The 13,517-nt window shown below is 45.4% G+C and carries 12 protein-coding genes and 1 tRNA gene; 9 read left to right on the top strand and 4 right to left on the bottom strand.

The genetic code is table 11. The features are described 5' to 3' along the window. Positions 1–30: 30 nt before the first annotated feature. The 3 genes from ACFSKO_RS00170 to ACFSKO_RS00160 all read left to right on the top strand — a co-directional run bounded on the left by ACFSKO_RS00170 (position 31) and on the right by ACFSKO_RS00160 (position 4,150). The gene (locus tag ACFSKO_RS00170) at positions 31–1,419 is read left to right on the top strand and encodes an alpha/beta hydrolase (protein WP_380247117.1); all 1,389 of its coding nucleotides are present in this window, start codon (positions 31–33) and stop codon (positions 1,417–1,419) included. A 245-nt stretch (positions 1,420–1,664) separates the two neighbouring features. Further along, on the top strand, positions 1,665–2,849 hold the full coding sequence (gene mnmA, locus ACFSKO_RS00165; protein ID WP_380247115.1) for a tRNA 2-thiouridine(34) synthase MnmA: 1,185 nt from the start codon (positions 1,665–1,667) through the stop codon (positions 2,847–2,849). A gap of 86 nt (positions 2,850–2,935) precedes the next feature. Further along, entirely contained in the window at positions 2,936–4,150 is a 1,215-nt protein-coding gene (locus ACFSKO_RS00160) for a winged helix-turn-helix domain-containing protein (protein ID WP_380247113.1), read from the top strand. Between the two features lie 57 nt (positions 4,151–4,207). Here the strand turns inward: ACFSKO_RS00160 and ACFSKO_RS00155 are convergent, their stop codons facing one another. After that, a complete protein-coding gene (locus tag ACFSKO_RS00155) occupies positions 4,208–4,693 on the bottom strand; it encodes a DUF6653 family protein (RefSeq protein ID WP_380247111.1) in 486 nt (161 codons plus the stop codon). Between the two features lie 272 nt (positions 4,694–4,965). On the opposite strand from ACFSKO_RS00155, the gene ACFSKO_RS00150 reads away from it, so the two are divergent. From ACFSKO_RS00150 to ACFSKO_RS00130, 5 genes are all read left to right on the top strand, one after another. Beyond that, positions 4,966–5,042, top strand: a tRNA-Met gene (locus ACFSKO_RS00150). Between the two features lie 180 nt (positions 5,043–5,222). Further along, positions 5,223–6,188: a Gfo/Idh/MocA family protein gene (locus ACFSKO_RS00145; protein WP_380247109.1), complete on the top strand. Its 966-nt coding sequence runs from the start codon at positions 5,223–5,225 to the stop codon at positions 6,186–6,188. A gap of 44 nt (positions 6,189–6,232) precedes the next feature. Beyond that, the gene (locus ACFSKO_RS00140; RefSeq protein ID WP_380247107.1) at positions 6,233–6,601 is read left to right on the top strand and encodes a hypothetical protein; all 369 of its coding nucleotides are present in this window, start codon (positions 6,233–6,235) and stop codon (positions 6,599–6,601) included. Between the two features lie 221 nt (positions 6,602–6,822). Continuing rightward, positions 6,823–7,614, top strand: a complete 792-nt coding sequence (locus ACFSKO_RS00135) for a DUF3142 domain-containing protein (RefSeq protein WP_380247105.1) — start codon at positions 6,823–6,825, stop codon at positions 7,612–7,614. Then, positions 7,544–9,832, top strand: a complete 2,289-nt coding sequence (locus ACFSKO_RS00130; RefSeq protein ID WP_380247103.1) for a hypothetical protein — start codon at positions 7,544–7,546, stop codon at positions 9,830–9,832. The genes ACFSKO_RS00135 and ACFSKO_RS00130 overlap by 71 nt, the downstream gene beginning before the upstream one ends. Before the next feature lie 43 nt (positions 9,833–9,875). Here the strand turns inward: ACFSKO_RS00130 and ACFSKO_RS00125 are convergent, their stop codons facing one another. The 3 genes from ACFSKO_RS00125 to tmpA are packed head-to-tail and all read right to left on the bottom strand — an operon-like array spanning position 9,876 to position 12,498. Next, complete coding sequence (locus ACFSKO_RS00125) at positions 9,876–10,709, bottom strand: alkaline phosphatase family protein (protein ID WP_380247101.1); 834 nt, start codon at positions 10,707–10,709, stop codon at positions 9,876–9,878. Positions 10,710–10,747: 38 nt separating this feature from the next. Further along, positions 10,748–11,338, bottom strand: coding sequence for a (R)-1-hydroxy-2-trimethylaminoethylphosphonate oxygenase (gene tmpB / locus ACFSKO_RS00120; protein WP_380247100.1), 591 nt, complete (start codon positions 11,336–11,338; stop codon positions 10,748–10,750). Then, the gene (gene tmpA / locus ACFSKO_RS00115; RefSeq protein WP_380247098.1) at positions 11,335–12,498 is read right to left on the bottom strand and encodes a 2-trimethylaminoethylphosphonate dioxygenase; all 1,164 of its coding nucleotides are present in this window, start codon (positions 12,496–12,498) and stop codon (positions 11,335–11,337) included. The genes tmpB and tmpA overlap by 4 nt, the downstream gene beginning before the upstream one ends. A gap of 120 nt (positions 12,499–12,618) precedes the next feature. Here tmpA and ACFSKO_RS00110 point away from each other — a divergent pair, with 120 nt between their 5' ends. Next, a complete protein-coding gene (locus tag ACFSKO_RS00110) occupies positions 12,619–13,491 on the top strand; it encodes a LysR family transcriptional regulator (RefSeq protein WP_380247096.1) in 873 nt (290 codons plus the stop codon). Positions 13,492–13,517: the final 26 nt, after the last annotated feature.

Here is a 13,517-nt window from a genome sequence, read left to right as displayed (position 1 = left end):
TGTCTTTTTATAGAGGTTTATAAAAACGACGTGAATAGAGAACGTTTCCACAGTTCAGCACAGTGTTTACCTTCTCCCCAATCTTTTCCTATGATTAGAGGGACGGTTGGTCGGTATCTTGCTCGCCCTTGGTTTGATGCTTTGGCTTTGCGTCTTGTTGTAAACTATCTCTTTCCCCTGAACAGAGCGCTTCAAACTTCGATTGTGTGTAAAGGAGATGCAGAGGGTTTTGAAAATGAATTGGAACTCAAACACGCCCTCCCAAAAAGTTGTGATGATGCTTTGACAGAAATATGTATCAGGCATTATGTGGCAAAATCGGCTTTTGAACGTTGGAAAGTCGTTATGTTTGGCGATGGTTTAAGCATTGCAGGGAGAATTTTTGCAGAACTTCGTCGGCAGGAAACATCGCAGCGGTTGTTGGAATCTGCCTTGATGTTTAAGGATGTACGTAAGCTTATTGAACCGATAAAATGGGACCTCCCCACACCAAAAGAATTTCATCAACATTACGATGGTCATTCAGATGATCCGGCAAAAATTTATTCTATGCCGAAAAAGATACCATTGTTTCATATGTCCCACTCGATCCACGGCGTCTATGGCCGAGAATATTGGCTTCGTTATCAATCGTTTTTCGGTGGAGAAAACTGGGTTCGTTGTTTTGAGCCTCTAAGAGGGCTTGAACCCTCGGCACCGACGTTGATATTTCTACAAGGTCTCGGTGTTGAGCAAGATTGTTTTCAAGATCGGGAAGATCCTGTATGTGCTTTGACGGAAGCAGGTTTTCGAGTATTACGTATTCAACAACCAGGGCACGGTTTTAGGAAAACGCCTGGCAGGTTTGCTGGGGAAGAAATATTTTCTCGGGGACCAATCGGCCTTGTCGATACTTTTCAACAATGGATCTCAGATATAGCGAGCCTTGTTCATTGGACACGTACGCAAAGGGGAGGTGCTGTCGTCCTGGGTGGGGTAAGTTTGGGAGCTTTGACCAGCCAACTCTATTCAAGCGTTTCCTGGGATTGGCCTGACAAGTTAAAGCCGGATGGTTTATTGCTAATAGGAACCAGTGGTAACGTCCTGGATGTCTTACGTAAAAGCTGTTTGACTGAGGGGGTCGGGTTACCAGAAAAATTAGATGAATTAGGCTGGCAGGAGGCAGATTTCCTCCGCTGTTCTCCTTTGGTTCAGCCGTCGGGGTATTCTGTTGTACCTCCAGATAAAATTATTTTCATGTTGGGGCAAGCCGATAACTTGATGCCGTATAAAGGGGGGCTGGAGCTTGCAGATCGTTGGCGCGTTCCTCCTGAAAACAGATTTTTAAGAAATGGAAAAGGGCATTTTTCTCTTTTGATTGATCTTATCCGGGATCCCATTGTCTTACGCCGGTTGGCAGAAATTACAAAGATCGACTAATTTTGAAGAGAACCATGCAGAGGACACAAGGGTGCCGTGTCTTGTCGGGCATTAACATTAATACGATTATCTGATATCGTATGTGAAAATTTTAACTGATTATAATCTGGATATAGCACAGTAAGTGATGCAGGGCTTGATTGTATCGGCTGATAGACTTACATAGGCCGTTATATCAAGACGAGATGATGCACGTTCCTTTGTAATTTTACCAAGGACGAAAATATATACGAGATAGCTGAACCATGAATTCTCTTGGCATAGATAAAGAGCCCAAAGATACACGTGTTGTTGTCGCCATGTCCGGTGGTGTCGATAGCTCTGTTGTTGCGTGTATGTTGAAAGAGGAAGGTTACGACGTTATTGGTGTAACTCTTCAGCTTTATGATCATGGGATTGCGCTTGAGAAAAAAGGTGCTTGTTGCGCCGGGCAAGATATTTACGACGCGCGTACTGTTGCAGATCGTTATGGTTTTCCACATTATATTCTTGATTACGAATCTCGGTTTAAACAGGACGTAATGGAAGACTTTGCTGATAGTTATATGCGTGGTGAAACTCCTATTCCCTGTGTTAAATGTAACCAAAAAGTAAAATTCAAGGACATGCTGGCCATGGCAAAAGATCTTGGCGCCGATGTTATGGCGACGGGACATTATGTTCAGCGTAAAGAAGGCCCCAATGGTCCTGAACTACACAAGGCCTTTGATGACACAAAAGATCAGACCTATTTTCTGTTTACGACGACAGAAGCGCAGCTAGATTTTCTTCGTTTTCCTTTGGGCGGACTGCCCAAAACTGAAACACGAAAAATAGCAGAACGCATGGGGCTTTCTGTTGCTGATAAGCCCGACAGTCAGGATATTTGTTTTGTTCCGGATGGATCTTATGCAAGGGTCGTAGAACGCTTGCGCCCAGGTGCTCTTGATAAAGGTGATATCGTCCATATGGATGGGACAGTTTTGGGGCAACACGATGGTATTATCAACTATACCGTTGGTCAGCGTCGAGGTATCGGTGTCGGAGGGACAGCCGATCCGATATATGTTATCCGCCTTGATGCAGTGAAAAAGCAGGTTATTGTCGGTCCAAAAGAAGCTCTTTCTCGCGATGTTGTCATGGTGAACGAACTAAATTGGCTGGCAGAACCAATGACTGATGGTGGTCGAGAAGTTACACTAAAGCTTCGTTCTGCCTCAAAGCCGACTAAAGCAACAGTTTATCCTGAAGGGCAGGGACTTGGAATGGGGGGCGCCCGTGTTGTCTTGCACGAACCGCTCTTTGGTATTTCTCCAGGTCAGGCTGCGGTCTTTTATGATGGAGAACGCGTTCTTGGGGGGGGGTGGATTGTTTCAACTGAAAAACAAGCCTCAGATATCCATTCAGAAAATGTCTCTGAAGATAATGTTAATGCTTTGGGTATCGCTTAAGATAAGATAAATCTTTCTGGATTTGAATAAGTGTTCCTGCTATGTTCTGAGCGATTTCCTGTCTTAATCATTCAGAAGCCTTTGCCATGCTCCCGCAGATTACAAACTCTCAAGCGCGCAAGCTGTTTATGCAACGACAGGGGCTCTGTGATAATCCAGCAGTAAAGCAAGATAAAACCGGTTTGCTCAATTTGATTGAGCGGATGGGGTTCGTTCAGGTTGATAGTATCAATACGGTGGAGCGAGCCCATCATATGATCCTTTTTTCCCGCAATCAGACCTATCAGAAAAATAATTTTTCAAGTTTATTGGAAACTGACCGAACACTGTTTGAAAATTGGACGCATGATGCATCAGTAATCCCAACCGCCTTCTACCCCTTCTGGCAACATCGCTTTATCCGTACAGAAGAACAGTTGCTTGCGCGTTGGCGTAAATGGCGGCGTGAAGGTTTCGAAGAAAGTTTTGAAGCTATTCTAGAGCATGTCAAAATAAACGGGCCAACAATGTCTCGGGATATGAAAGCCCCGGAAAAAAAATCTGCGGAGAAGAAAAAAAATCAAGGGTGGTGGGATTGGCATCCCTCTAAAACGGCTCTTGAATTCTTATGGCGTACGGGAGCCCTTAGTGTTGATCGCCGCGAAGGCTTTCAGAAGGTTTACGATGTTACCAATCGTGTAATACCGCAAATGTTTCAATCTGATGATATTGATGAAGACCAGTATCTCGATTGGTCTTGTCGCTCAGCTATGGATCGTCTTGGCTTTGCAACAGCGGGAGAACTTGCGGCTTTTTGGGATGGTATAAAACCTGCTGAATCAAAAAAGTGGTGTGAAAAGCATTTGGGTCAAGGGATTGTCGAAGTTGGAGTTCAATCTGCAGATGGCAGTAAACCACGAAGAGTTTACACATATGAGAATGTTTTGGATAAGCTTGATGATCTACCTTCTGTTCCGAAACGGGTTCGTGTTTTAAGCCCTTTTGACCCTTTAATTAGAGACAGAAAACGTACGGAAAGACTTTTTGATTTTTATTACCGGATTGAAGTGTTTGTTCCTGAGGTGAAACGGCAATATGGCTATTACGTTTTTCCGCTTTTAGAAGGTGAGAAGTTGATTGGACGTATCGATATGAAACGCCAAGGGCAATTACTTGTTGTGAAAGGACTTTGGCTTGAACCAAAGGTCAAGGCCTCTAGGGGGCGAATGAAAGCAATTGAAGCTGAATTAGAACGGGTTCGCCGCTTTGTAGGTGTCGAGTACGTACGTTATGAAAACGGATATCTTAAGGATGGCCTTTAGAGAGGATCAATATGATTTAGGCTATTAGTTCTTAATTACTTCATAAAAATACAAACTCTAGTGAATCCACTCTCCGAGTTCAGGGTGATATTCTATCGCATCATTAAACAGCCAGACCATTCGATCACAGAACCACATCTTGCCGATAACCATCGCAAAGCCAAAAAACATTGTTGGCCAAAACAAACCGAAGGAAGCTGTGATTAGTCCGCCGAAAAAACCTAACCCAGCCAGAATGCTGAGGACTTGAGTTTGTGTCCGGTGCATTTCCAATAGTTCTTCTAAACCCTCAAAAGAAACTTCTCTGAGCCAGATCCTCTCACCAAAAGTCACCTGAGAGGCCCAAGAGTCTGTATGCCGAGGTTTGGGGAAAATACGGGGATTAAGATACATCCAGAAAGCAAAGAGGACCACTAAGAAGCTAGCGACAGGCCATCCCCAAGCAGAATGGCTCCATACAGCAGGAAATATGAGCCATCCAGTTGCCATACGAGTCCATACGGAAAGGGGGTGAGAATGGTGTTCCCAAGTATTACGTTTCATGGAGAGCCTGAAGCCCATAGTATTTCTCAACCATTATTTATGTGTAAGGTGAGGGTAATTCTGTGTAAGGCTTTCTTCAAGCTAATGTTTCTTTGGCGTCTAGGATAATATTGAAGGCATAAGGTAGAGGAAATTTAAGAAAAAACCAAAGAGGGTGTCACTCGGCTATTGACAGTTTTGTGTCATGGCATTATCACCCGTCTCACGAAACAAAACCTGAGCGAATCAGGAAGCAGAGAATATCTTTGGCTTATTTTGTTTTTTAGCCTTATGGCGGAGTAGCTCAGCTGGTTAGAGCAGCGGAATCATAATCCGCGTGTCGGGGGTTCAAGTCCCTCCTCCGCTACCAATTCAAAAAAACCTCAGCTTTTTAGCTGGGGTTTTTTTATTTCTTATAAACTTGATACGATGTAGTGCTGAATAATGGGGATTTAAAACTGGTCAAACCAATTTTCTTGACGCATTATCTGCTCACTTATCGAATATTGAACATAAAAATTCTGCGATTGAATTAATTGAGGACATGTTGATGGCATTAGGTATCGGATTTATCGGTCTTGGAATTATGGGTAACAGAATGCTGACAAACATGTCTGCTCATGGTGGATTTGATCTTGTCTGTGGATGGGATCCAGATCAGGCGACTGGTGCTGCCGTAAAACAACAATACTCTTCACTTCAAATTGTCCAAAACGTTAATGAGTTGATTGCTCACTCCAACGTGGACGTGGTCTACATCGCAAGCCCGCCGGCATCCCATAAAGAATATGCCTTGGCGGCGGCGGCGGCGGGTAAGGCCGTCTTTTGTGAAAAGCCTTTAGGTATTGATATTGAGCAAAGTCGGGATCTTGTTAGCGCTTTTGATGATGTTGGACTGCTTAATGCAGTGAATTTTCCTCTCGCTAATTCGCCTGCCGCTGACATGATGAAGGCCGAGGTCGATGCTGGTAATCTCGGGACTGTTATATCTGTTGATATCCGGTTGCACTTTGCCCCTTGGCCGCGGGGATGGCAACACAGTGCCAGTTGGCTTTCTCAACGGACTGAAGGTGGTTTCGTGCGCGAGGTGGGGTCCCACTTTATCTATCTGACAGAACGTTTGTTTGGCTCTTCTGAACTCATTAATGCCTGCACTCTGTATCCCGATGACAATGTTTCTTGTGAGACCAACGTTCAAGCTCAACTTTCCTGTGGGAATGTGCCTGTGTCCTTCTCTGCGAGTGCTGGGGGTGTCGGCCCGGATATTGTTGAATTCACTGTTTGGGGAGATAAAAAATCCTATCGCCTAACGCTATGGGATCAGTTGTTTTCGACCACAGGTGAGAGCTGGCAACGAGAGTTGGTAGATATTGCAGACGCCCGCCAGGAAGGGTATATGCGTACGCTGGATAATATGCTGGCCTGGAAAGAGGGTAAGGATTGTTCCATGGCAAGTTTTGCGCATGCTTTATCTGTACAGGAAAGTGTTGAAGCAATTCTCTCCGGGGACATTTAACCGAACTTTTATCCGCCGTTCGCTCAGGAAAAGGATCAAAATAGATGTCTAAATATTCATTCTACATTGGGCACTTACGCTTTATTGCCAATCGAACAGAGCGAATCAATGATGATGTCGGGCTGATGATGGATATTCTCAATTCTATTGCCAGTCAAATTGAAACACAGGATAAGTTTACCCTTGAAGCCCACGAACTCAGAGCGGGCGGGCGGGCACTCGCAGGTTTGGCTGGTTTTCTTCAAAAACAAATCTTGCCAGAGGTCGTTGCTGCTCAAAACGAATCTGGTGAAAAAGAAGTTCGCTGGGTGATTGATACTTCGATGGCATTTACGTCAAAAGTTTTGATGCATGCTGAAATTAGTAAAGATCAAGAAGCGTTGACATTGGGGTTACCAGACAGCCCTCCTTAAATTTCGGGCCATAACCCAACTCTATATCAAAACTCTTCTTGTGAAAAACATACCGCAGTTTCTTAATAACTAATATCCACAGAAAACAGGGATGAACTGTGAGATATTTGTGTGAAATATCCTTCATAGGTGGCCTCAAAAAAGTCTAAAAGCTATCCTTTTATGGTAACGTTTTGATAGGGTGTTTTACGAGGCGTGCTAGACAGGGATATGGAAGTGGTGTGAAAGAAGAGATAAGGTTTTTATGTCGGTCAGCATTACTATGGGGGGTCATATTTTCCAGTGTCCCTGTCATTGGTAACCTACGCGCCCAAGAGGTTGATATTGATTATTGGGTTTGGGCTGGACAGTCTCATACGGATATTTCCAAGAGTGAACATCACGTGTTAACTCAATGTGAGCAACAAAAGTATCACTGTAGGATCAATAACCCGAGGGTTTTGGTTCGATCCTGGACAGGGGAAAAAGCAAGCTTATCAATAAAACACAATTCACCTCGCCAGTTCGACAAGAGCTCTCTTGTTATTCTTTCATATCGGTTGGAAAATCTGGTTGATGATAAAGAGGTTGGGGCAATTATCCAACGTGATATTAATATCTGGCGGCGTGCCGAAAGGCCCGTCGCCACGATCGAGATTGACTATGATAGTCCATCGGCTGGCCTCGAGGAATACAGACAATGGCTGGTAAAGTTGAAGAGCCGCTTAAGAGGCGGGATGCCTTTGAGTATTACGGGGCTGCCAACATGGTTTGAAGACAATCATAAACAGGCGATTAAGCTTGCTGGATCTGTGAATGAAGTGTCTTTGATGTTTTACCGCCAAGAACGAACACCGATAACGCAGCATTTATTATCGGCAATTCGTAGAGTAAATAACGTTAGATATGCTTTTCTCTGTGACGATAACAGGTGGGAAGCTCTTGTCAGGGAGAGAAAAAAGAATGAGACGTTTCGAATGGCAATTTTCCTTCTCTCTCGTTGTATTGGTGTTGGCGACCCTGATCTCTCATGAGACGAAAGCTGGAGGAGGGGAGCCTTGCCAGCAGCCAATTGTTTCGCGCTATTGTTCATCGACCGAGATTGATTTGCTGACCCCGCAAAAGGGTCGGGCAAAGGTTTTGCTCAAGCAAATTCTTAAAATTTATCGCCCGGAACTATCCCTTGGTTCTGAGATGTGGTCAGAAGACAATGACAACATTGATGAGGTTACTCGATTTTTTAACGCCTTCGATATTCCAGCACTTGCACGGACTGAACTCGGTTATTTGGAAGGGGAAAAACAGGATGAAAAATTCCTGAATGATGTGTTTTTCTCTCACCCCCAATGTTATGCGGGAGGGAGCTTCTCTAACCTTGCTCAATATTATCAGGGGATAGTTAGATCTGGATTAGACCGGGAAACCGTGCGCTATCTTGCCTTTCTAAGGTTATTGTTAGTTCAGGATTGCGTCTTGGATACGGATACTTATATCAGCAGCGAAAAAACTAAAAAACATCTTCAAATAATCAAGGCGGGAGAGGCTAAAGGTTGGTTCGATTATATTGAAGCGGCTGCTTTTTATCACGACGGTTTTTACCCTGAGGCGGCAGATCTCTTTGCAACGATTGCCAGAGAAGAAACAGAAGCAGAAAGAACATCGGGTTGGCTGGTGGAAACGACGCGATACATGGAAATCCTGGCACTCTTTCACAAAGGAAGAGAAGGGCAGGATGATGTTTTCTTGCCCACAGTCTTTAACAGTTTCACAGAAGCTTTTGTGAGCGATTTTCCCAACTCGACATATCGAAAACATGTTGAGGATATGTCGGTGGGAATATGGCTGCATTACGACGAAAGAGAACGTTATTTTAATGAACTGATTAAAATGCTGTCACGTCGGGATGTTTTAAATGACAGGGCTGCTGAACTGGATGACTTGGAAGAACTCTCTATCAATGCCTTATTGGCGAATATTACTGAAATTTCTGAATACCCGATAGAACATGGTAATGGTTTTACCTTGTTGCCCGCGATACTTTCCGGATCGAAAGAGATTTCTAGTCTTTGTGCACAGGTAAGGCACTTACCAAAAAAGACCCCGCAAGAGCTTATTAATTATATTGGAATGAGTTGTGCTTATTTACTCAAAGGGACGATGCCAAATACGTCCGTTTTTGCAGAAACTCCCTTGTACACACATGCCAAGGCATTTGAAGCACAAGCGCTTCTATTGGAAGGAAAGTTAGACGAAGAAACCAGTGTCTTTAAGGAAGTCGCAACGAAATCAGATTTACCTCTCAAGGACTTGCTGGGGCTGCGTAGCCGCCAGTTTGAAGCACGCTTAAAGCACAATGAACCCGCAGCATTCGTTCGTTCAAGTAAACTGGACGGAGCGAAAGTTCCTATGGAGTTGGTGATTATGGACGCTGTTCTTTACGAACAGCTTTCTCGTTATTTTCTGTCTGCGAAAGAACTCGAAGAAAGTCTTGAGATAGAAGCCAATGAACTGTTGAGGTTTTCGCTCATTCGCCCACACCTAGATGAGGCGATGGTTCAGGAAAACTGGAAAGCTGCTAAAGGCCTGTCGGCCTTAATTCAGTGGCAGGATCTCCTCGCAAATAAGACGTTAGAAGCTTCTGATAAATTAACCATCGAGATCCGCAATTATGCTGAGGTAATCGAAGATGTTTTAGCCTTGGCGCACGATAATGCCAACCCAAAGGCTTTGGCTGATGTTGCGTATTTTTTGTATAAAAACCATATCGTACCAAGCTGTGGGTATGAGCGAACAAGCTTGATCCAAGCGTATCTATCTACTTGCGATCCGGAATATTTTGTTCCATCCGATAAGGGGATTGTACGCGTTGGTTCTAAATCATTGAAAGATATCCGGGCTCCGGTTGAAATCTTTTCTGAGGCATTGGAAATTTATAAAAGGAAGACGGGGGGCAAGGCAGAGAAAGCACGATTATTGCGGGTGATGATTTTCTGTGCGAAAGGTGCGAAAAATGTTGCTTATTGTCTGCGGCGGAAAAAAATTCCAAAGGCACATTTCAAGGGTTGGTTTGAAGATCTCAATCTCCATTATCCCTCGAAAGAACGTATTGAATATTGGTTCTATGATTTGCCAGATTATTCAGTGTTCGGTGAAGGTGATGATACATCTGTTGAACAACAATATTGGTATGACGAAGATGCCTACCTTGGGTACCTCGATGGTGGTCCTTATAGTCCTGAATTTGTTGAATAGGTGGAGGGAGATCTTTCGATATCCCCCCTATCTTTAGCGAGTTCTATGTGAAAAGTGATGGAGCCTTCATGCTCTCAGGAATTTGCACGCCAATGCGATCGAGAATACTGGGGGCAATGGCGAGCTGGTCGAGGAGAGTTCCCTTCTCAGGCATTGAGGCATCCCCAAGGTAGTAGAAGGGAACGTGCCGCATGATTTCTTCTGTACCACCGTGGTGGCCGTCGGCATTCATGCCATGGTCGGCGGTGACAAAGATATCATATCCCGCATCCAGCCACAGAGGGATCGTTCGAGCCAAGGCATTATCGATGTGCCAGGTTTGAATGCGATACTGTGATGAGTCTGCAGTGTATTTGTGGCCGGTACTGTCGACAGAAGAGGTGTGAAGCAAAAGGTAATCGGGATCATTACGACGGATGAGGTGTGTCGCTTGCGCACAGAGATCAATTTCAGCGGGGGCACAGATATTTGCTCCTGAATAACCTTCCATCGAGTAGAAGCGAGCATATTGAATGGCCTTGGTTTCATCTTCTACTTCGACATGTTCAATGGGATCGTACGGACCATTGTAAAGGGAATGGAAATAAGAATGAGCCACGGCTGCGGTCTTATAATTTCCTTGATGAAGCTGGTCAAAGACGTTGGGTACGTTTGATCTGCGCAATGCCTCGTTGCCACTTACGCCGTGATCAAGGGGAGATAAACCACTATGGATGGTTTCGTACATTGCCGCGGATATTGTTGGCAACGCAGTACGCATTTTCCATCGTCGGGCACGGCCGAGTTCGACCATACCTTCCAAATAACCGCATTGAGAAAGTGCAGTGTCATAACCAACGCCATCCATGATGACGAGAATAACTTTATTTTTTACCATGGTGTTGTCCGCGATCAGAGCTTGAGAATAAAAAGAAGTTAATTTCCTGTATGAGCATCAACGACCCGCTGCAAGATCGGGGCGTAATACTCATAAGGCGGTGTTGTTACAGTAGGGTCTTTACCTTCATCATCCCAGTAACGGACTTGCACGATTTCTTTGAGATAAGGGTTTTTCTCAAGCTCTTTGATTTCGTCTTCGTTCATAGGACCACCCTGTAAATTCAAAGTGTGAACCGATGCATCTGAAAGACGCGCGAAATAGCTGTCGTCAGTGGCGCAGAGATATCTTTTGGCAGCGACGTGTTGTCTTACACACTCGGTGATGACAGCCGGGAAAAACTTCTCCAAAACGGCAGCACCAGCTTCGTCGTGGTGGTTATTGATGCCTTTGGCGAGCGCATCGTCGGGAAATTCATTGGTGTAGTGGCCAATGTCATGAAGCAGAGCTGCTGCGATGAGGATATCTCCTCCATTGGCCTGCTCGGCCAATTGAGCGCCCTGGAGCATGTGTTCTGACATGGTTACCTCTTCGCCAAGATAGGAGTCCGCGCCACGACGGTGGAAGATATCACCAATAAAATCGACAATATTATCTTTGTTTAGAGAATCAAAACGATCGGCACTCATTGGGCTGCCTCCTGAGATTTTTCGGCGCGAGAGCGAATAGAGGAAAGAGTAGATAACAGGCCGTCTTTGTCGGCGTAACAGCCTTGTAGCCAACGTGTGCCTGCCCCGGAAAATCCTTTGCGGGCGTGCATGACGCGGGTGTTGTCGACGATAAATAGATCCCCTGGCTGCATCATGAAACTAACCTTCATTTCCGGGCGCTCTATGATCTCTGCATATTTGCGATAGGCGCTATAGAAGCGATCCACGTCTGCAAAGGGAATATCGGTAAAGGGAGCAGATGAACGGTTGTTAAAGCGAATGGAAAGCATCTCGCCATCGGGACCAAGTTCAATGGTTGGGCGTTTTGAGCGCAATCTTACACCATCGGTTCCGGCATATTCAAAGCGCACGGGATAACCAGACAACAAGTCAAAACTCTCAGGGGATTCTTCGCGTAATATTTCAGCCGCCTTGAAACCATCAACAACGATTGAATCGCCGCCATCCGCAGAATTCTCGAGACAGGCCAGAAGCTGAAGCGTCGGAACTGGATCGCGGTAGGGATTATCCGTATGAGCCTGGAGGCCAAGGCCGGTGTAAGCCAAATTTACCGGATTGATTTCGGAGCGAACTTCAAAGAACTTGCCATAGTTGGTCTCACGGACATAGCCGAACAATTCTGCAACATCAATGAGAGTACCGCTTGTAACAGGAAGCCCTGTCATGACCGCAAAGCCATGGCTTTCAACTGCGCCAAGCCATGAGCCAAACTCGTGATTTTTTTTCTGAGCTTGAGCGTAACCGATCGTTGGAATCGAGTTGTTTAGAGCGTTATCCCAAGTCTTGATATGATCGCCAACCCACCCTTTGTTTTCATTGTGAGGGATGTCATAGTTGTGTTCTCTCAACCAGTTGCTGGGAAAGACGACTTCTTTGTTTTCCGGAAAGAAGGATAGCACGAGATCACCGATGCCGTTTACCGTGGCGGAGCTGAGGGTGGTTTCTGCCGGAATGTCGAGAATAGTGATGAGACGTTGAGCATTTCCCTCTGCACGGGTTTGGGGGTCCAGCGCGTTGTCTCGTAACCACATGGCATGAAAGCGGGCACTCTGGCCATTATTCCACCGCACGCTAAGTGATTTTCCGTTCTCCAGAATTTCTGCGGTTTCCAAAAACATTTCGTCTCTCCGTATGGACGTTTTTATAATTGACTAGATTAGTCCAGTAAAAAGGAATAAGAACAATCAATATAAATAACCCCTAAGACGTCATAATATTTATGGCTTGGAGTTAAGGTATTGGCAATATTACCACCTTTGGATTGGTTGAGAACGTTCGAAGCCTCCGCCCGTCATGAAAATTTCACCGAAGCTGCCCTGGAGCTTGGCTTAACACAGGCCGCTGTGAGCCAACAAATTCGAAAACTTGAGGCGCATCTCAGAGTGACTTTATTTCATCGTCTTGCGCGCGGGGTTGAGCTCACTGCAGAAGGCGATGCCTATGTTCCCTCTGTCCGATCTTCCCTGAACGCTTTGGCACGCAGTACCGAAGATCTTTTTGGCAAAAAGGGAAGCAATGTCATAACCATTGCCTGTCCGGCATCCATTGCTTCACTTTGGCTGGTGCCACGGTTGGCGTGGATCAGAGAGGCGCGACCCAATATCTCTCTTTCAATCTCGGCCATTCATCGCCCTGCAGATTACGATGCCATTAATGCAGATATAGAGATCCGCTTTGGTTCTGGGAGCTGGGAGGGAAAAATATCCACTCACCTTTTCTCGGAAGTTCTTTCTCCGGTTTGTTCGCCTGAATTGGCTGAAAAAATCGTTGAGGGAAAATGGCAAAAACTACCCTGCATCAGGCTGGCCGGACGCCGCAGCGGATGGTCAGAATGGGCCATAGAGGCACAAGTCTCTCCCCCTAGAAAAACGGCGGTACGGTTTGATAGTTTCATTACGGCACTGGATGCTGCCAAAGCTGGTGTCGGGGTTCTTCTGGCCTCACTCCCTCTGAGTAAAATAGCGTTGGCAAAAAAAGAAGTCGTGCGTCTCTCTCCCGTTGAGCTTGCCATGCCAAGCGGTAATTGGCTTGTGCGCAATCCCGAAGTGAAAATGCGGGCTGATATCGAAGAAGTTTGTCGTCTTATATCGCACTCGGTCGGTAATTTCTAAATTGCAGTATGCAAAGAATTTGGTGA

The organism is Kiloniella antarctica (genome assembly GCF_042682825.1).
GTDB classification, from domain to species: domain Bacteria; phylum Pseudomonadota; class Alphaproteobacteria; order Kiloniellales; family Kiloniellaceae; genus Kiloniella; species Kiloniella antarctica.
This window is presented reverse-complemented; position numbering and strand designations above follow the sequence as displayed.